Origin of the sequence: Mogibacterium diversum, from assembly GCF_938028775.1 — a bacterium.
Classification (GTDB): Bacteria; Bacillota; Clostridia; order Peptostreptococcales; family Anaerovoracaceae; genus Mogibacterium; species Mogibacterium diversum_A.
Genome location: NZ_CALIZG010000001.1, coordinates 1 through 18,870 on the forward strand (window position 1 = coordinate 1; position 18,870 = coordinate 18,870).

At 43.2% G+C, this 18,870-nt stretch carries 17 protein-coding genes and 1 other annotated feature; all 17 genes read right to left on the bottom strand.

Going from position 1 to position 18,870, the window contains the following annotated elements:
* Window positions 1-133: 133 nt before the first annotated feature.
* Window positions 134-2,203, bottom strand: a complete 2,070-nt coding sequence (gene fusA, locus Q7O90_RS00005) for an elongation factor G (protein WP_106056138.1) — start codon at window positions 2,201-2,203, stop codon at window positions 134-136.
* 51 nt (window positions 2,204-2,254) lie between these two features.
* Window positions 2,255-2,725: a 30S ribosomal protein S7 gene (rpsG, locus tag Q7O90_RS00010; protein ID WP_106056136.1), complete on the bottom strand. Its 471-nt coding sequence runs from the start codon at window positions 2,723-2,725 to the stop codon at window positions 2,255-2,257.
* A gap of 99 nt (window positions 2,726-2,824) precedes the next feature.
* Window positions 2,825-3,238 carry a 30S ribosomal protein S12 gene (rpsL, locus tag Q7O90_RS00015; RefSeq protein ID WP_094233847.1) on the bottom strand — a complete coding sequence of 138 codons (414 nt, stop codon included), beginning with the start codon at window positions 3,236-3,238 and terminating at the stop codon, window positions 2,825-2,827.
* Window positions 3,239-3,416: 178 nt separating this feature from the next.
* Entirely contained in the window at window positions 3,417-7,049 is a 3,633-nt protein-coding gene (gene rpoC / locus Q7O90_RS00020; RefSeq protein ID WP_304126101.1) for a DNA-directed RNA polymerase subunit beta', read from the bottom strand.
* A gap of 13 nt (window positions 7,050-7,062) precedes the next feature.
* On the bottom strand, window positions 7,063-10,878 hold the full coding sequence (gene rpoB, locus Q7O90_RS00025) for a DNA-directed RNA polymerase subunit beta (protein ID WP_304126102.1): 3,816 nt from the start codon (window positions 10,876-10,878) through the stop codon (window positions 7,063-7,065).
* 288 nt (window positions 10,879-11,166) lie between these two features.
* A complete protein-coding gene (gene rplL, locus Q7O90_RS00030) occupies window positions 11,167-11,532 on the bottom strand; it encodes a 50S ribosomal protein L7/L12 (RefSeq protein WP_094233844.1) in 366 nt (121 codons plus the stop codon).
* Window positions 11,533-11,627: 95 nt separating this feature from the next.
* On the bottom strand, window positions 11,628-12,146 hold the full coding sequence (gene rplJ / locus Q7O90_RS00035) for a 50S ribosomal protein L10 (RefSeq protein ID WP_304126105.1): 519 nt from the start codon (window positions 12,144-12,146) through the stop codon (window positions 11,628-11,630).
* A 73-nt stretch (window positions 12,147-12,219) separates the two neighbouring features.
* Window positions 12,220-12,332: a sequence feature (ribosomal protein L10 leader region), on the bottom strand.
* Window positions 12,333-12,345: 13 nt separating this feature from the next.
* The gene (gene rplA / locus Q7O90_RS00040; RefSeq protein ID WP_106056127.1) at window positions 12,346-13,041 is read right to left on the bottom strand and encodes a 50S ribosomal protein L1; all 696 of its coding nucleotides are present in this window, start codon (window positions 13,039-13,041) and stop codon (window positions 12,346-12,348) included.
* A 50-nt stretch (window positions 13,042-13,091) separates the two neighbouring features.
* Window positions 13,092-13,517 carry a 50S ribosomal protein L11 gene (rplK, locus tag Q7O90_RS00045; RefSeq protein WP_106056125.1) on the bottom strand — a complete coding sequence of 142 codons (426 nt, stop codon included), beginning with the start codon at window positions 13,515-13,517 and terminating at the stop codon, window positions 13,092-13,094.
* Window positions 13,518-13,551: 34 nt separating this feature from the next.
* Window positions 13,552-14,145 carry a transcription termination/antitermination protein NusG gene (gene nusG, locus Q7O90_RS00050; RefSeq protein ID WP_106056123.1) on the bottom strand — a complete coding sequence of 198 codons (594 nt, stop codon included), beginning with the start codon at window positions 14,143-14,145 and terminating at the stop codon, window positions 13,552-13,554.
* Between the two features lie 17 nt (window positions 14,146-14,162).
* Window positions 14,163-14,447: a preprotein translocase subunit SecE gene (gene secE, locus Q7O90_RS00055; RefSeq protein ID WP_106056121.1), complete on the bottom strand. Its 285-nt coding sequence runs from the start codon at window positions 14,445-14,447 to the stop codon at window positions 14,163-14,165.
* Window positions 14,448-14,460: 13 nt separating this feature from the next.
* Window positions 14,461-14,610, bottom strand: coding sequence for a 50S ribosomal protein L33 (gene rpmG, locus Q7O90_RS00060; protein WP_094233838.1), 150 nt, complete (start codon window positions 14,608-14,610; stop codon window positions 14,461-14,463).
* Window positions 14,611-14,795: 185 nt separating this feature from the next.
* Window positions 14,796-15,884, bottom strand: a complete 1,089-nt coding sequence (gene rlmB, locus Q7O90_RS00065) for a 23S rRNA (guanosine(2251)-2'-O)-methyltransferase RlmB (protein ID WP_330667009.1) — start codon at window positions 15,882-15,884, stop codon at window positions 14,796-14,798.
* Window positions 15,885-16,120: 236 nt separating this feature from the next.
* The gene (locus Q7O90_RS00070) at window positions 16,121-16,858 is read right to left on the bottom strand and encodes a hypothetical protein (protein WP_304126108.1); all 738 of its coding nucleotides are present in this window, start codon (window positions 16,856-16,858) and stop codon (window positions 16,121-16,123) included.
* 77 nt (window positions 16,859-16,935) lie between these two features.
* A complete protein-coding gene (locus Q7O90_RS00075) occupies window positions 16,936-17,649 on the bottom strand; it encodes a hypothetical protein (RefSeq protein ID WP_304126110.1) in 714 nt (237 codons plus the stop codon).
* A 78-nt stretch (window positions 17,650-17,727) separates the two neighbouring features.
* Window positions 17,728-18,429, bottom strand: coding sequence for a hypothetical protein (locus tag Q7O90_RS00080; RefSeq protein WP_304126112.1), 702 nt, complete (start codon window positions 18,427-18,429; stop codon window positions 17,728-17,730).
* Window positions 18,430-18,439: 10 nt separating this feature from the next.
* Window positions 18,440-18,870 (bottom strand): hypothetical protein (locus Q7O90_RS00085; RefSeq protein ID WP_304126114.1); only part of this gene is annotated, 431 nt, incomplete at its 5' end.

Sequence of the window (18,870 nt, forward strand, 5' to 3'; positions counted from 1 at the left end):
TGTACCGATGTTGATATGTGGCTTGGTTCTCTCATACTTCTGCTTTGCCATGATAATTTCTCCTATTTAGAATTATTTGAAATAATTTTCTGTAAAATTTGTTTTATCACTTATAACTTGGTGATATTAAAGATTATTTTGCAACCTTTTCCTTCAAGCTCTCTGGTAGCTTATCGAAGTGGTCGAACTGCATTACGTATACACCACGACCCTGTGTCTTAGAACGCAGGTCAGTAGCATATCCAAACATCTCGGATAGTGGAACGAATCCTCTGATTACAGCTGCACCATTATTGATGTCAGAACCTTCGATAGATCCTCTTCTTGAGCTGATATCTCCGATGATGTCACCCATGTTGTTCTCAGGTACAGTAACTTCTACCTTGAAGATTGGCTCTAGTAGAACTGGCTTTGCCTTCTTGCAAGCTTCCTTGAATCCCATGGTAGCTGCAATCTTAAATGCCATTTCAGATGAGTCGACTTCGTGGTATGAACCGTCATATAGATCTACACCAACGTCTACTAGCTGGTAGCCTGCAACAGGTCCGTTCTGCATTGCTGCTTCCATTCCCTCCTGAATCTTAGGGATGTATTCCTTAGGAATAGCACCACCTGTGATGGAGTTCTTGAATTCGAAACCAGAACCAGCTTCTCTTGGATATAGTCTGAACTTAACGTGTCCATACTGACCAGAACCACCGGACTGCTTCTTGTGCTTGTAATCTTCATCGACCTCAACGGTAATAGTCTCTTTGTAGGATACCATTGGCTTACCTACGTTAGCTTCTACCTTGAACTCTCTTAGAAGTCTATCAACGATGATTTCAAGGTGAAGCTCACCCATTCCAGCGATGATAGTCTGTCCAGTATCAGGGTTAGTATATGTTCTGAATGTTGGATCCTCTTCAGCCAGCTTAGCGAGAGCGATACCCATCTTCTCCTGACCAGCCTTGGTCTTAGGTTCGATAGCAATCTCAATTACTGGATCTGGGAATTCCATAGATTCGAGAATAATTGGTTTCTTCTCATCACAGAGTGTATCTCCAGTTGTAGTCTGCTTTAGTCCTACTGCTGCTGCGATATCTCCTGAGTAAACCTTCTCGATTTCCTCTCTGTGGTTAGCGTGCATCTGAAGAATTCTACCGATTCTCTCGCGCTTACCCTTAGTTGCGTTGTACACGTAAGAACCAGTCTCGAGTGTTCCAGAGTAAACTCTGAAGAATGCGAGCTTTCCTACATATGGGTCTGCCACAATCTTAAATGCGAGTGCTGAGAATGGCTCCTTGTCACTTGCGTGTCTTACATCCTCTTCTTCAGTATCAGGGTTTACACCACCGATTGAAGGAATGTCTGTAGGCGCAGGCATGTAATCAACTACACCATCTAGCATCATCTGAACACCCTTGTTCTTGTATGCAGATCCGCAGAATACAGGGAAAATATTTCCTGCGATAGTCTCTCTTCTGATAACTGTCTTGAGTTCCTCGACTGAGATTTCCTCTCCTTCGAGGTACTTCATAGTCAGATCTTCGTCTAGCTCAGCAACAGCCTCAATCATCTTATCATGCCAAGCCTGTGCTTCTGCCTTCATATTCTCTGGAATATCTACGATTTCGAACTCCTTACCTGTAGCATCGTTCTTATCGTACACCTCAGCCTTCATAGTGAGAAGGTCGATAATTCCTTCGAACATGTTCTCAGAACCGATCGGAATCTGAACAGGTACAGCGTTAGCTCTTAGTCTATCATGAATAGTATCGATTACGTGGAAGAAGTTAGCTCCTAGGATGTCCATCTTATTAACGAAAATCATTCTTGGAACATTATACTTCTCAGCCTGTCTCCATACTGTCTCGGACTGAGGCTCAACACCTTCCTTAGCACTTAGTACCATTACAGCACCGTCAAGTACACGAAGCGATCTCTCTACCTCAACAGTAAAGTCAACGTGTCCTGGGGTATCGATAATGTTAATTCTTGTGCCGTTCCACTGAGCGGTTGTAGCAGCAGAGGTAATTGTAATACCACGCTCCTGCTCCTGAGCCATGTAGTCCATGGTAGCAGCACCATCATGAGTCTCACCGATCTTATGAGTCTTTCCTGTGTAATAAAGGATTCTCTCAGTAGTTGTTGTCTTACCAGCATCGATGTGAGCCATGATTCCAATATTTCTGGTATTTTCTAGAGAAAATTGTCTAGCCATAACTCCTCCTTCCTGCTTTTATCTAATCTCTGTCAGGTGTATCATCTCAGATTACCACCTGTAGTGTGCAAACGCCTTGTTAGCCTCAGCCATCTTATGAGTATCTTCTTTCTTCTTCACAGATGCACCTGTGTTGTTAGAAGCGTCCATAAGCTCGTGAGCTAGTCTCTCAGCCATAGTTCTCTCACCTCTAAGTCTTGTAAACTTTGTGAGCCAACGTAGAGCTAGAGTCTGTCTTCTCTCTGGTCTAACTTCGATAGGAACCTGATAGTTTGCACCACCGACTCTTCTTGCTTTAACTTCTAGTACAGGCATGATGTTGCTCATTGCCTTTTCAAATACTTCCAGCGGTTCTTCGCCAGTGGATTCCTTAATCTGGTCAAATGCATCATAAACGATTGACTGGGCTACACCCTTCTTACCGTCAAGCATGATGCTGTTGATCAGCTTTGAAACCACTACGCTACCGTATACTGGATCTGGAAGTACTTCTCTCTTTGGTACGTTACCTTTTCTTGGCACTTCTCTTCCCTCCTTAGGTTCACGGGGTACTCGGTCTGCTTCTATCACCGACCGTGTGCGCCTTAATATCATATATTAAGGACAATATCCCGAAATCAATTACTTCTTAGGTCTCTTTGCTCCATACTTGGAACGTCCCTGACCACGACCCGATACGCCAGCTGCGTCAAGTGTTCCTCTAACGATGTGATATCTCACACCAGGGAGGTCCTTAACTCTTCCGCCTCTGATTAGTACAACACTGTGCTCCTGTAGGTTGTGACCGATTCCAGGAATATATGCTGTTACTTCGATACCGTTAGTCAAGCGAACTCTGGCAACTTTTCTAAGCGCCGAGTTAGGCTTCTTAGGAGTTACAGTCTTAACTGCAACGCATACTCCCCTCTTCTGAGGCGAATTTACATCAGTAAGAGTTTTCTTAAGGTTGTTCATGTTCTTACCAAGAGCTGGGGAACCTGACTTCTTAACTGCACTCTTTCTGCCCTGACGAACTAATTGGTTAATAGTAGGCATTATTGTCTCCTTTCTTATAAAATTAACTCATTCAAACAAGCAGTGACTATCTAGACAGTCTCCGCTTAGTATATTGAACCTACATATTATAACAGCCGATGCACTGAATTGTCAATGCATCGGCTATTTTATTATGCATGATTAATTTGCTTGGTTTGTAGCTTAATCACGTCTCGTTTTATTCCTCAATACCATCGTATAGCGGCGCTATAGTCTGTGGCTGAACATTCGCCGATGGCATCTTGAGAACCATGTTCTCGTCATCGTAGCTTGAGTTCATGAGAGGCTCATTTTCACCGTAATCAACCTCAACTGCTCCATAGCGTTTCATGCCTGTTCCTGCTGGGATTAGTTTACCAATCATGACGTTCTCTTTGAGTCCGTCTAGATGGTCTGTCTTACCCTTAACCGCAGCGTCTGTCAGGACACGAGTTGTCTCCTGGAATGATGCGGCGGATAGGAATGAGCTTGTAGCAAGGGCAGCCTTAGTGATACCGAGCAATTGACGTTCGTATGTAGCTGGCTCGCCTTCTTCTGGATCAATCTCAGCATTTGCCTTGTTAATCTCATTGATGCTGTACATACTTCCAGGAAGCAGATTTGTATCTCCAGCCTTTTCGATCTTGTACTTTGATAGCATCTGAGATGCGATCACCTCAACATGCTTGTCGTTGATGTCTACACCCTGCTGTCTGTATACTCTCTGAACCTCGCGCAGCAAGTACTCGTATACTCCCTGAACGCCGAGAATTCTCATTACATCATGTGGATCGAGAGGTCCCTTAGTAATCTGGCCACCTGCATAAACAGCGTCACCAACCTTTACATTGAGTCTTGAACCATAGGAGATAATGTACTCGCGGTTGCCACCTTCCTCCTTAACGACAACGCTAGTCCTGTTGTCATCAGTTGGCTCAATGGATACAACCTCTCCATCTCCCTCGCATATTTCAGCTAGACCCTTAGGCTTTCTAGCTTCGAACAGCTCCTCAACTCTTGGGAGACCCTGCGTGATATCGCTTCCCGCTACACCACCAGTGTGGAACGTTCTCATAGTCAGCTGCGTACCCGGCTCACCGATAGACTGAGCGGCAATGATACCAACAGTCTCACCTGGCAGAACTGCAGTTCCTGTGGCGAGGTTTCTACCGTAGCACTTAGCGCAAACTCCGTGCTCTGCCTGACAAGTCATGACAGATCTAATCTTAACCACTTCGATTCCAGCTGCCTCAATTGCTTCTGCAACGTCATCTTCGATAAAGTCGCCTTCAGCAGCGAGAACTTCGCCAGTTTCTGGATGCACAACAGCTTCAGTAACAAATCTGCCTGCAATTCTCTGTGATAGTGGCTCGATAACTTCCTTGCCATCTGTAAACGCCTTGATTTCAACGCCTTCTTCTGCTCCGCAGTCATCCTCAGTTACGATTACACTATGAGAAATATCTACAAGTCTTCTTGTTAGATATCCGGAGTCAGCAGTACGTAGCGCAGTATCCGCAAGACCCTTACGAGCACCATTTGACGAAATGAAGTACTCCAGTATAGATAGACCTTCACGGAAGTTAGCCTTGATAGGAATCTCTACAGTGTGTCCTGTCGCATTAGCCATAAGTCCTCTCATACCGCCAACCTGGCTGATCTGAGACTTGTTACCTCTGGCTCCAGAGCTTGCCATGATGAACAGATTGTTGAGAGGTCCTAGAGAATCCATCAGAGCGTCGGCAACCTGATCCGTTGCGTCCTTCCAAGTCTTGATGATTCTGTCGTAACGTTCTCTATCTGTCATCAGACCACGTCTGTATGCAGCCTCAAACTTATCTACCTGCTTATCAGCCGCTGCAACGATTTCAGCCTTCTCCTCAGGAACCTCCATGTCGGATACACTTATTGTAACAGCCGCCTTAGTTGAATAGTGGTAACCGATGCTCTTTACATAGTCGAGCATGAGAACCGTTCTAGTATTCCCATGTTTCTTGAAGCACTTGTCTATAATAACGCCAAGCTTCTTCTTATCGCAGAGGAAGTCTACCTCGAGTGAATACGGATCTTCGTCTCTATTTACAAAGCCCATGTCCTGAGGGAGCCCTTGATTGAAGATAAATCTACCTACTGTAGACTCTACCAGCTTTCCTGGATCTCCAGGGAACGCCTGTCTTCTAACCTTAACCTTTGCGTGAATTCCTACAGCATGATTTCTGTATGCCATGAGCATCTCATCGATATCTGCAAAGCACTTTCCGTCACCCTTTTCATTCTCAAGGTTACGAGCCTCTGTACCCTCATGGGTGAGGTAGTAGCTTCCGAGGATCATGTCCTGAGTCGGAATTGTAATAGGCGAGCCATCCTTAGGCGCAAGGATATTGTTAACCGAAAGCATGAGGAACCTAGCCTCTGCCTGCGCCTCTACTGATAGAGGTACGTGTACAGCCATCTGGTCTCCATCGAAATCGGCGTTGAACGCAGTACAAACTAGAGGATGAAGCTTAATAGCCTTTCCCTCTACTAGAACCGGCTCGAAAGCCTGGATTCCGAGTCTGTGCAGTGTCGGAGCACGGTTTAGAAGTACAGGATGGTCCTTAATCACGTAGTCGAGAACGTCCCACACCTCGGACTTCATCTTCTCAACCATTGTCTTTGCACTCTTAATGTTATGCGCAAGTTCACGCTCTACAAGCTCTTTCATGATGAACGGCTTGAACAGCTCTAGCGCCATCGTCTTAGGAAGTCCGCACTGATAGAATTTCAGTTCAGGTCCTACCACGATTACAGAACGACCAGAGTAGTCAACACGCTTACCGAGTAGGTTCTGACGGAAACGTCCCTGCTTACCCTTGAGCATGTCAGAAAGCGACTTAAGCTGCCTTCCAGCAGCACCAGTAACCGCTCTGCCTCTTCTTCCGTTATCGATTAGAGAGTCAACCGATTCCTGAAGCATTCTCTTCTCGTTTCTTACGATGATATCAGGTGCTCCCAGCTCGAGCAGCTTCTTAAGTCTGTTGTTTCTGTTGATAACTCTTCTATATAGGTCGTTAAGGTCAGATGTAGCGAATCTTCCACCCTCTAGCTGAACCATAGGTCTAAGATCAGGCGGAATTACAGGAACTACGTCAAGAATCATCCACTCAGGTCTATTATCAGATTGTTTTAGAGCCTCGATAACTTCGAGTCTCTTAACTAGACGAATTCTCTTCTGTCCAGTTGCCTTCTTAAGCTGTTCTCTAAGAAGTTCAGTTTCCTCATCAACATCGATTTTTTCTAGCAGCTTCTTGATAGCCTCTGCACCCATCGCTGCCTCGAAGTTCTTTCCATAAATCTCGCGAGCTTCGTTATACTGATTCTCTTCGATAATCTGCTTGTACTCGAACGGAGTCTCTCCTGGATCAGTTACGACATATGCTGCAAAATACAGCACTCTCTCTAGCTGCTTAGGAGTGATATCGAGCACGAGACCGATTCTTGAAGGGATTCCCTTGAAGTACCAAATATGAGATACGGGGCTAACAAGCTGAATATGACCCATTCTCTCTCTTCTAACCTTGGACTTCGTTACTTCAACTCCGCAGTAAGGGCAAACGATGCCCTTAAAGCGAATTTTATTGTATTTTCCACAGGAGCACACCCAATCCTTAGTAGGTCCGAAAATCTTCTCGCAGAAGAGTCCGTCTCTTTCAGGCTTGAGAGTTCTGTAGTTGATAGTCTCAGGCTTTGTTACCTCACCGTGAGACCACTCAAGCATCTTCTCTGTTGAAGCCAACTTGATCTGTAGGGATTCAAAATTTCTAAGATCTTGATTGTTATCGTTTTTAGTCATGTTTCCCCCTTAATTATTCATCAATAGCTTCGTCGCTTGTGCCAATTATCTCGTCAAGGCTCACCATCTCTGGTTCCTCATCGTCATCTAGGATAGCTGGTACATCTTCATCGACACCAAGTGCTGCTGAAAGTGTATTCAGAATATCTAGATCTGGCTCTTCATCGAAGTCTGCCGTTTCAACGAACTCATCATCCTCATTCTGCTTTAGACGAAGTTCCTCTTCGTGCTCACGTTCGCGCTCGTGCATAGCCTCTGTACGTCTATCAGCTTCCTTGAGCATACGATCTACCGAAGCAGGTTCGTCGAATTCAGATGTATCCTTGAGCTTGATTTCCTTATTATCACCGGACATTACCCTAACATCGAGCGACAGTGCCTGCAGCTCCTTGATGAGTACCTTGAAGGACTCTGGAATGCCAGGCTTTGGAATGTTGTTACCCTTTACGATAGCTTCGTAAGTCTTAACACGTCCGATGATATCGTCAGACTTAACTGTTAGTATTTCCTGAAGTGTATAAGCTGCTCCATAAGCCTCTAGTGCCCATACCTCCATCTCTCCAAATCTCTGTCCGCCAAACTGAGCTTTACCACCAAGTGGCTGCTGAGTTACTAGCGAGTAAGGACCTGTACTTCTAGCGTGAATCTTATCATCTACAAGATGGTGCAGCTTGAGCATGTACATGTAGCCTACAGTTACTGGGTTGTCGAAGTACTCTCCAGATCTACCATCTCTCAGTCTGAGCTTACCGGTCTTAGGGTATCCGCAATCGTCAAGTAAATTGATTACGTCATTTTCACTAGCACCGTCAAATACTGGTGTTGAAATATACCAGCCCTTCGTCTTAGCTGCTAGTCCTAAGTGAACCTCGAGTACCTGTCCTACGTTCATTCGGGAAGGTACACCCAGTGGGTTAAGCATTACCTGTAATGTCTCACCATCTTCCTTGAATGGCATATCCTCCTCTGGAAGAATTCTGGAGATTACACCCTTGTTACCGTGACGACCAGCCATCTTATCTCCAACGTTAATCTTCCTCTTGGTAACTATGTAAACTCTTACAATTTTATTTACTCCTGGTGGGAGTTCGGAGCTATTCTCTCTTGTAAATTCTCTTACGTCGATGACAATACCCGTCTCACCATGAGGAACTTTGAGAGAAGTATCTCTTACTTCCTTGGACTTCTCACCAAAGATTGCACGAAGCATTCTAACCTCTGCAGTTAAATCGGTCTCGCTCTTAGGTGTCAGTTTTCCTACAAGAATATCAGAAGACTTAACTTCTGCACCTATTCTGATGATTCCGTTCTCATCGAGCTCCTTGAGAGCTTCTTCGCTAAGGTTAGGAATATCTCTTGTAATCTCTTCTGGTCCAAGCTTTGTATCACGAGCTTCACACTCGTACTTAACTATGTGTAGCGATGTTAGAACATCGTCCATGAGAAGTCTCTCGTTAAGGATAATAGCATCCTCGTAGTTGTATCCTTCCCATGTCATGAATCCAATAAGCAGGTTCTTACCTAGCGAAATCTCACCGAGATTAGTCGATGGTCCGTCTGCTAGAACCTCTCCTGCATCAACATGTTCGCCACACGCAACGATAGGTCTCTGATTGATACAAGTTCCCTGATTGGATCTCTTGAACTTGAGTAGCTTATACTCGTCGAGTTCGCCATTGTCGTCTCTACGAACCTTTACGCACTGAGCATCAACAAACTCGATAGTTCCGGCTGCCTTCGCAAGGAGTACTGCTCCAGAATCGCAAGCTGCCTTGTACTCGATTCCAGTTCCAACGTAAGGAGCCTCGGTAACGAGTAGTGGTACAGCCTGTCTCTGCATGTTAGATCCCATCAGCGCACGGTTAGCGTCGTCGTTCTCAAGGAACGGAATCATCGCAGTAGCAACAGAAACTACCTGCTTAGGAGAAACGTCCATGTAGTCGACGCTTTCTTTCTTAGCAAGAGTAATCTCACCCTTAACACCTCGTACTGCAACCTTGTTGTTAACGAAATGGCCTTCAGCATCGAGAGGCTCATTGGCCTGAGCTACGATCATCAGTTCTTCATCATCTGCAGATAGATAATCAACCTGTTCAGTTACAACGCCAGTTTCCTTATCAACCTTACGGTATGGGGTTTCGATAAATCCATACTCGTTTATGATGCCATAAGTAGTTAGTGACCCGATAAGTCCAATGTTAGGACCTTCCGGTGTCTCTACTGGGCACATTCTGCCGTAGTGTGTATAGTGAACATCACGCACCTCAAATCCAGCTCTTTCTCTCGAAAGACCACCAGGTCCAAGTGCGGAAAGTCTTCTCTTGTGTGTTAGCTCTGCAAGAGGGTTGTTCTGGTCCATAAACTGTGACAGCTGGGAGCTTCCAAAGAACTCCTTAACTGCTGCAGTTACAGGTCTAATATTGATGAGCTGCTGAGGAGTTGCATTCTCAGTAGTCATTCTCTCTCTAACAGATCTTTCCATTCTTGCAAATCCAATACGGAACTGATTCTGCAGAAGCTCTCCAACTGATCTCAGTCTACGATTACCGAGATGGTCGATATCATCTGTCTCTCCGATTCCATAGGATAGATTTAGGAAGTAGCTCACAGATGCGATGATATCATCGTGGATGATGTGCTTTGGTGAAAGCTCGTTCTTGCGATTGGCAATAGCCGCCTTCAGCGCATCCTCATCTCCGTTTGCTTCTTCGATAATCTCCATCAGAACTGGATAGTAAACCTTTTCTGACAGCTTATATGGAGCAAGGTCTAGTTCGATATACTTAGTTGGGTCAACGAAGTTATTACCGATAACCTTAACTACCTCATCGTCCTCAGTCTTGCTATTTACATATGCATAAGCAACACCCGCATCCTCGATTTCCATAGCTCTCTCACGGGAGATGAACTCACCCTTTTCAACGAGAACTTCGCCAGTTGAAGGATCGACAATCTGCTCAGCCGCAATTGTCTCAACTAGTCTATTGTGGATACCAAGTTTCTTGTTGTACTTGTATCTACCAACCTTAGCTAGGTCGTATCTACGCGCATCAAATAGCAGCGAGTTAACCATGGATCTAGCATTCTCGACTGTTGGAGGATCTCCAGGTCTTAGTCTCTTGTATATTTCCTTAACGCCATCATCTGCATTCTTGGTGCTGTCCTTCTCAAATGTCCTTAAGAGAGCAGGACTTTCACCGAATGTATCGAGGATTTCTTCGTTTGATCCGAGTCCCATCGCTCTTAGGAACGATGTGAGAGGAAGCTTTCTGGTTCTATCAACTCTTACGTATAGGACACCAGCTGAGTCAGTCTCATACTCGAGCCATGCTCCTCTGTTAGGAATAATAGTCGAAGAATAAAGCTTGTTATTCGACTTGTCGGTATCAAACTCAAAATACGGTCCTGGAGATCTTACGAGCTGTGTTACGATAGCTCTCTCCGCACCGTTATATATGAATGTGCCTTTTTCTGTCATCAATGGGAAATCTCCCATGAAAACATCTTGTTCCTTGATTTCAAGAGTCTCCCTGTTTATCAATCTTACCTTGACCGTCAGAGATGTAGCGTAAGTGGCATCACGCTCCTTGCATTCCTCCTGATCGTATTTAGGTGTATCTGAGAAGGAGTAGTCAGCGAACTCTAGGCTCAAAGTATTGGTGGTATCCCTAATTGGAGATACATCTTCCAGAACTTCGGCTAGTCCCTCTTCGACAAACCACTTGTATGACTCAGTCTGGATATCAATGAGGTTTGGCATCTCGCAAACTTCGTTGATTTTCGCAAAAGTCATACGTTCTTTCCTTCCAACTTTTACAGGTTTTGGCATGTTATCACTCCTTGTTATTTAAGAAAAAACGTCTCCATAGCAACTTACTATTATAGAGTAAGGTTGTAAATATTTCAAGCCCAGAGATGAGCATATTATGCATTTTTTGCAACTTTTCGTACCCTGGCAATTGAAAAACTACAAAAAACACATAATCTTGCCCGTCACCACAAAAGAAATACCCGATGTTGATAAATTGGATTTTGCAGCGAAAATGAGCCTCTTGTAAATAGCAAGAATTGGGCTCCCGAAATCAGGAGCCCAATCCAAAATTGTTGTGCTATTTAATTACTTAAGCTCTACTGTAGCTCCAACTGCCTCGAGAGCTTCCTTAAGTGCGTTAGCTTCGCCAGCTTCGATGTTCTCCTTAACGTTAGCAGGTGCTCCATCAACAAGCTCCTTAGCTTCCTTAAGTCCAAGACCTGTAGCTTCTCTAACTGCCTTGATAACCTTGATCTTCTGGTCTCCAGCGCTAGCAAGAACTACTGTGAACTCTGTCTGCTCCTCAGCAGCCTCTCCGCCGCCTGCAGCAGGTGCTGCAACTACAGCTGCAGCTGCAGATACTCCGAACTCCTCTTCACAAGCCTGAACGAGCTCGTTGATCTCAAGAATGGTCATACCCTTTAGGGCTTCAATGATCTGATTCTTATCCATTTTATTTCTCCTTTTGTCTAAATTTGCTGAAATGTCAGCTTCTCGATACACCGATTAATCGGTAAAATTCTTAAAAATTGTTAGCTACTAATAGCTTATGCTTCAGCAGTCTCTCCTGCTGGAACTGCACCCTCATCAGCGATTGCCTTGAATGTTCTAACAAGCTGTGATAATGGTGACTGGATGCTTCCCATGAAACGAGCGATAAGCTCTTCTCTTGATGGGATATCTGCAAGTGCTTCAACCTGCTTAGCGTCATAAACTGAGCCATCAACGTATCCGCCCTTGAATGACATCTTGTTGTACTGCTTCATAGCCTTCTTGAGAAGTCTAGCTGAAGATGTTGCATCCTCTTCGCAGAATGCGAATGCGCTAGATCCTTTCAGGGCTTCGCCGAGTCCTTCGTACTCAGTTCCGGCGATAGCACGCTTTACAAGTGTGTTCTTATATACAGTTAAGTTCACGCCGTTCTCTCTAAGAGTCTTTCTTAGTTCGTCAGCCTGAGCTACTGTAATTCCAAGATAGTCTACAACTACGATCGAGATGGATTTGTCAAATTTTGCCTTAATATCATCGATAATTAGCTGTTTTGCGTTCTTTGCTTCTACAGACATTTGGTCTCCTTTCTTGAACACGGTTGTGCCCATAATTGTGGTTTAACCTATTCGGTCTGGTGTGCTAATACCAAGTACGGTACAAATAACCCCGCTGCGAGACAGCGGGGAACAAATTTATGTTTGTACCTCGGTGGGATATTAAGCTTTCGCTCCCACTGTCTACGGTTGATATTCGATTATTAACACCGGCCGACTATTAGCTTAGGGATGCTGTGCTGATCTTAACTCCAGGTCCCATTGTCGATGTAACAGTAACACTCTTGAAGTACTGACCCTTAGCAGCTGCTGGCTTAGCCTTAGCAACAACCTGGATTAGAGCGTTAGCATTTTCAACTAGCTGCTCCTCAGTGAACGAGCACTTACCGATAATTACATGGATAATGTTAGCCTTGTCAAGACGGTACTCTACCTTACCTGCTTTAATCTCTTCAAGTGCCTTCTGTACGTCCATTGTTACAGTACCTGACTTAGGGTTTGGCATGAGTCCCTTTGGACCGAGAACCTTACCTAGACGTCCTACAACGCCCATCATGTCCGGTGTAGCAACTACTGAATCAAAGTCGAACCAGTTTTCCTTCTGGATCTTTTCTGCAAGATCCTCTGCGCCTACGTAATCTGCACCAGCTGCCTCTGCCTCTTCAGCCTTAGCACCCTTAGCAAAAACAAGAACCTTCTTGCTCTTACCTGTTCCGTGCGGAAGTACAGTTGCGCCTCTAACCTGCTGGTCTGCGTGTCTTCCGTCTACACCTAGACGAATGTGCATCTCAACAGTCTCATCGAACTTCGCATTAGCAAAGCTCTTTACGTTCTTTACAGCTTCTGCAACATCATAAGTCTGTGTCTTGTCGAACGACTCCATGATTGCGCTGTATCTTTTGCTTTTCTTAGCCATAATTCCTCCTTGTGGTTCTATCGACGTTTCCTAAAAACGCCTCCCACTGATTACTCTGTTACAGTAACTCCCATGCTGCGAGCAGTACCCTTAATCATATCAGTAGCTGCCTCAAGTGTAGCCGCATTGAGATCCTGCATCTTAGTCTTCGCAATTTCCTCTGCCTGAGCATATGTAATCGATGCAACCTTTGTCTTGTTAGGTTCGCCCGATGCCTTATCAATACCTGCTGCCTTCTTGATAAGTACTGCTGCTGGTGGAGTCTTGCATACGAATGTGAATGATCTGTCTGTGTAAACTGTGATTACAACTGGAATAATCATTCCCTGTTGATCCTGAGTCTTAGCATTGAACTGCTTACAGAAGTCCATGATGTTAACACTCTTCTGACCTAGGGCAGGTCCAACTGGTGGTGCAGGTGTTGCTCCTCCTGCAGGGATCTGAAGCTTAATATAGCCGTCGATCTTCTTTGCCATCTTATTCTCCTTTCTCTGAGACTATAGCTCCCAGTTAGTTAAGTTTTCCCACCTGCGAGAACTCGAGTTCTACAGGTGTATCTCTACCGAACATCGATACCTTTGCCTTAACAATCTGCTTATCAGGACTGATATCCTCAACAATACCCATCTGGCCCTCGAAAGGTCCACCGATAATACGAATTGTGTCGCCAGTCTCAACATCCAGGTCGATGCGCATTTTCTCAACGCCCATCCTAACCACTTCTTCTTTAGTTAGTGGAATAGGATCCGAACCGTGACCCACGAACCCTGTAACGCCCTCTGTGTTGCGCACTAGATACCAGGTCTCGTTGTTGACAATCATCTTGATGACTACGTAACCAGGATAAAGCTTTCTAGTCTTGACCTTTCTCTGGCCATTCTTAATCTCGACTCTATCCTCAGTAGGAATGGTAACCTCAAGGATGAGATCCTGCATTCCTCTGTACTCTACCATCTTCTCGATGTTAGTCTTAACCTTGTTCTCATAACCAGAATACGTATGGATTACGTACCACTTAGCGGTACCATCGCCACGTAGACCTTCGCCCTCAAGTGGTGACAGCGTTGTGCCGCCCGTATTCAAGTTTTCGGTCTTATCTGTCATGTATATCTCCTTCTAGCCTATTTCGATAGCGTAATTCCGAGAAGCTTCTTGAGCACTGCTAAGAAGCCTGTATCCATCCCCCAGAACAACAGGGAGAAGAAGATGCACACACCAAAAACAACTACAGTGTCCTTGGTCAGTTCCGCTCTCGTCGGCCATACTACTTTGGCCATCTCCTGTTTAACACCAGTGAAATATCCAATGATGCCCTTACGCTCCTTGCGCTGTTCCGGTTTACTGGTCTTATTCTCTACTTTAGTATCCTTGCCATCTCTGGATATGGTTTCATTGTTGTTTGCCATGATGTTCCCTCGACTACTTAGTCTCCTTGTGGAGTGTTTCCTTACCGCAGAACTTACAGAACTTTCTAAGCTCAATTCTATCAGGATTGTTCTTCTTGTTCTTAGTTGTGTTGTAGTTTCTCTGCTTGCACTCTGTGCATGCTAGTGTAATCTTGTTTCTCAAGGTGATGACCTCCTTTACCAAATATATATGTAAGCTAATTGCTTCTCTCAACTCAAAAGTCAGAGCCCGCCTCGCAAGCTCTGTCGTGAATTCATAAAGTAGCCTTATAATAATACGCTGTGCAGATGTCAATGTCAAGCGTTTTCCTTGATATTTAATGCTATACAACTCGTAAATATAGTCGGCTAAAAGTCTCTGCTACGCCTAACTGCGTACATCATAATAGCTGCCGCATTAGATGCGTTCAGAGAGTTGATGCTGCCCTTCATCGGAATAGATATCGATAGATCGCTCTTCTCCTTAACGAGTCTACTGATGCCTTTTCCTTCGTTTCCTATCACGAGAGCTATCGCACCCTTCATCACGCCTTCTGTCTCATAATATGATTTTCCATCCATATCCACTGCTGCTACCCACACGCCCTGCGCTTGCAGCTCCTCGATTGTGCGAGATATGTTGGTCACTCTAGCAACAGGCATACGTTCTAATGCGCCTGCCGAAGTCTTTGCAACGGTGCTAGTTAGTCCGCAGGCATTTCGCTTAGGAATGATAACGCCATGAGCATTTGCACACTCCGCAGTTCTGATAATCGCGCCTAGGTTATGAGGATCTGAAATCTCGTCTAGTACCATGATGAACGGTGGCTCTTCACCATCAGCTGCACGATTCATTATCTCCTCGACTGTCGAATACGAATACGCAGATATCTCCGCTGCTACACCTTGGTGCTTCTCCCCTGGCGCCATTCTGTCTAGCACAATCCTAGGCACTGTATCAACTACTATGCCAGCATCTTTGGCCATAGCTCTGATCTTTACGACGGAGCCCTCGGCTCCTGCCGCCATGTAAATCTTTTCGATGTCGCGGCCGCTTTTGATCGCTTCGATCACTGGATTACGGCCGGCAATCAGATTCGCGGCTGGAGCACTCTGCTCCTCAGCAAAGCTGCCGCTGCGGCTGTCCCATTCGGTATTTCTATATGTATTGCTATACGCATCTCGCGGGCGGCTGCTTGAGTTTCTGTCGCGCTGAGAATTGATATAACTCCCTGAGTTGCCATTACGCTGCGAACTACCGTATCCGCCAGCATTACCGCTAGTACGTTTAGTTCTTCCTGTGTTCCGCCCAGTATTGCTACGGAACTCTTCCGCAGGCTCTCCGTTATAAGGTCTGAATGCAGCTTTTCCACGCTCCGCGCGTCTCTGATACACTCCGTGTGCATCACGTCTATTCTTGCCACGAGCACTTGTTTTCTTTTTATCTGATTTTGCCATTACTAATTCACATCCTATCTTTAAACATGACTATTATTATATGTTACTCGAATTAATCCTAATCGTCTATAAGTCTTTATCTCTGTTGTTTCATATACGGAAGCACGCACACAATGCTTGTAGCCATAGTTTCTTCCTAATCTTTTTTCGCTTGCTATACTCCTAGTTCATAAGTGCTAAAGTGAATTTGCCTACTTGATTCTACACACTTTGTCCAATTGTACTAGCAGAATCTATTACTGCCACCCAGTATACTTGCTAGGATGCGGTCTTGTCGGTAGATAGTCTTCGAGTTCATACTCTTTGGCATACTTGAGTTTGAGAAAGTATTCAACCGCTAATACTATTGAAAATTCTAAAGCAACTAATAGTATGCAAATAAAAAACGTTAGTTCATCTGCCTCTGAATTAATTACAATGCTTTTTATGAATAGCATGATTGCAATGAATGAACCAGACCCTAAATATCTCATTGTTTTGGTACCTATATCTTTGTTTTTTTGATAGAAGCCCTTCCCAATTCTTTTTTTAACAACGATGATAGTCACAGCAATTGTTATTACAATTATTACCACTAAAAAGCATATTGATGTTAGTAGACTTATTTGTACCTCTTCCCACGAAAAAAAACTTAACATTAAAAGAGACGTATGTAATACTAATCCCGTATACTGCCACGCCTCAGCCGCATACATGCTCTTACCTGGTTCTTCATTAAACGCCTTTAAATATTTTCTACGCATCCACATCGAAAATACAAATGTTATTATAGAAAAAATAACTCCAACGATATACAACACACTTTCACCAGATGTCTTATCAGATGACACTATATAGAATATTGTGTAAAAAACAAATGTTAATGTAGTTAAAAACGGCATCGCAATTAACGGATACTCAATCGGTCTTATAATGTTATGATTCGCTATAAAACTTGCTATCTTTTCTTTGCTTTCCATTTCACTTTCTTTCATCAAAAATCATTTATGCTTTTTAATCTGCCTATGAGTTATTCCAAAAGACAGGCAAACAACCTTAAATTTACTATCATTTATAAAACATTCTTAAATAACTCATCCCTCATATCGTACTTATTGGCAAAATACAGTTTATATATCTGATGCATAATGGTTCTTGAAAAAACCATTGTAATGAATGTTGCTGATATAGCAATATAGAGTGTAAACAAATTCAAATATCCTCTCAACGCAATCATTGTTACTATCATTACAATCACATAGATACCACCCTGAGATAAGTCTTTCATATTTTCAAATGGTTTTTTCATAATGCCATCATTCTTTTTTATAGCAATTAGTATTACCCTTCTCTCGTAAACAGCAGCTCCGCAACATTGTAAAAGCAGTATCGTTGAAGGTATAGCGACGTTAAAGTCAGTATATAGAATTCTAAACCCACCAATGAATGTAAGATCCACAATTACTAGAAATAGTATTGCCGTGCTTATTTGGAGCAATTTATTTATAGGAGCTTGTAGGTTGTTTTTTAGTCCAAAAAACAATTTAGATACAACAAACCAAATAATGATAGCTACTATCTGTGTAACAAATATAATTCTTACGTTTATATCTCTCCACTGTATAGCATTTGTTACCGTAAGAGCGAAAAAAAATAATAATACCCACCAAACGTTAATCTTATTTGAAAATTCTTTTTGCGATTTTCTTTTCCCTTCTTCTGTCATTACTGAGCCTTTCCCTGAAACGAAATTCTTTATAGCTTGGTCATTGTATTTCTTACGCATAGTATCGCGCCGCTCCTATTTCAAGTTCTGCCTAAAGGCGTGTTTATAATGATTAAATTACCAATTCCATCTTGTAAATTATTTAGGATTAGATTTAGTAGGCAAATACTCTTCAAGTCCATAACGTTCTGCATATTTTAGTTTAAGATAATATATAAGTGATAGAGCTGAAGATGCCGTTACTAGCATAATTGACATAATACCATATCCAATTCCCGTAAAATTCATTTTGATAAATTGAAAAATAATTATACATATTGCTATCCCTATCGCTGAGGAAATAAACGCAATTATTTTTTCATTAATTATGTTTTTTCTATGCAAATAATGCCCTCTCTTTATATTTAGTTTTACACGGACATATGTACTCGCAACAGTAACAACAGCAACCAAAATAGTAAAGCCTATTGCACTTGGAACTTTTTTCGCACCATATTCGCATAGTACAACAAGCGTGACAAATAATATGCCTATAATCAAACAATATATATATATGGTTATTTGAACAATATATAAACTCTTACCAAATTCTTTTTCTTTAAGATAAAAGATTCGTTTCCTCAACAATATACTAACAACTAGTAACACAACTGGAATACATAACGAGATATATAGTGCTATTGGGTCAGCTTTATCTGGAGGTGATATTGCAAATCTCAAGTATATTAATATCAATAAAATTGATATTAAGTGGGTGCCAAACATTAATGACTCTATTGTTTGGTGGATATTATTGTGCTTTATAAACTCCCCAATATATGTCATTTCCTTATCATTCATTATTTTGCTCCTAATCCAAACTATTACGTCTTTTTTTAATTTTGTCTCTGTCTGAATAATAGTATTCATATAACCCAACACCAATAATTGCAGCGATTCCTATTACTGGATTTGCGGCGAATGCAAGCCCAACGATTGCTCCTTCTGCTGCTCCAAATATAAAATTAACCTTTGCATTAGAAGCAAGTTTGCTTCTAGACGCTCCCGCGAAGTAATCTTGACCTGCACCAATACAAACATCAAGAGTGCCGCCTAGTATACCGCCTCGTATTCCAGCTCTCTTTAGGTTTTTAGCTGACAGTTCCTGTATCTGACCAGTATCAACAGACTTATCATGTATAAGCGCTTTATTAGCATTGTTATATCTTCTTGTTATGTGCCCAAGTGTCCCATTTTTAGCGCAAGGATTATTCGTTTCTTTTCGAATAATTTGAGCTAAAT

Coding starts and splice junctions, on each gene's coding strand:
- rplL (WP_094233844.1), bottom strand. CDS start 11,532: ATGGATAAGAATCAGATCATTGAAGCCCTAAAGGGTATGACCATTCTT.
- rpoC (WP_304126101.1), bottom strand. CDS start 7,049: ATGACTAAAAACGATAACAATCAAGATCTTAGAAATTTTGAATCCCTA.
- Q7O90_RS00080 (WP_304126112.1), bottom strand. CDS start 18,429: ATGAATGATAAGGAAATGACATATATTGGGGAGTTTATAAAGCACAAT.
- rpoB (WP_304126102.1), bottom strand. CDS start 10,878: ATGCCAAAACCTGTAAAAGTTGGAAGGAAAGAACGTATGACTTTTGCG.
- secE (WP_106056121.1), bottom strand. CDS start 14,447: ATGGCAAACAACAATGAAACCATATCCAGAGATGGCAAGGATACTAAA.
- rlmB (WP_330667009.1), bottom strand. CDS start 15,884: ATGGCAAAATCAGATAAAAAGAAAACAAGTGCTCGTGGCAAGAATAGA.
- rpsL (WP_094233847.1), bottom strand. CDS start 3,238: ATGCCTACTATTAACCAATTAGTTCGTCAGGGCAGAAAGAGTGCAGTT.
- fusA (WP_106056138.1), bottom strand. CDS start 2,203: ATGGCTAGACAATTTTCTCTAGAAAATACCAGAAATATTGGAATCATG.
- rplA (WP_106056127.1), bottom strand. CDS start 13,041: ATGGCTAAGAAAAGCAAAAGATACAGCGCAATCATGGAGTCGTTCGAC.
- Q7O90_RS00075 (WP_304126110.1), bottom strand. CDS start 17,649: ATGCGTAAGAAATACAATGACCAAGCTATAAAGAATTTCGTTTCAGGG.
- Q7O90_RS00070 (WP_304126108.1), bottom strand. CDS start 16,858: ATGAAAGAAAGTGAAATGGAAAGCAAAGAAAAGATAGCAAGTTTTATA.
- nusG (WP_106056123.1), bottom strand. CDS start 14,145: ATGACAGATAAGACCGAAAACTTGAATACGGGCGGCACAACGCTGTCA.
- rplK (WP_106056125.1), bottom strand. CDS start 13,517: ATGGCAAAGAAGATCGACGGCTATATTAAGCTTCAGATCCCTGCAGGA.
- rplJ (WP_304126105.1), bottom strand. CDS start 12,146: ATGTCTGTAGAAGCAAAGAACGCAAAACAGCTAATTATCGATGATATT.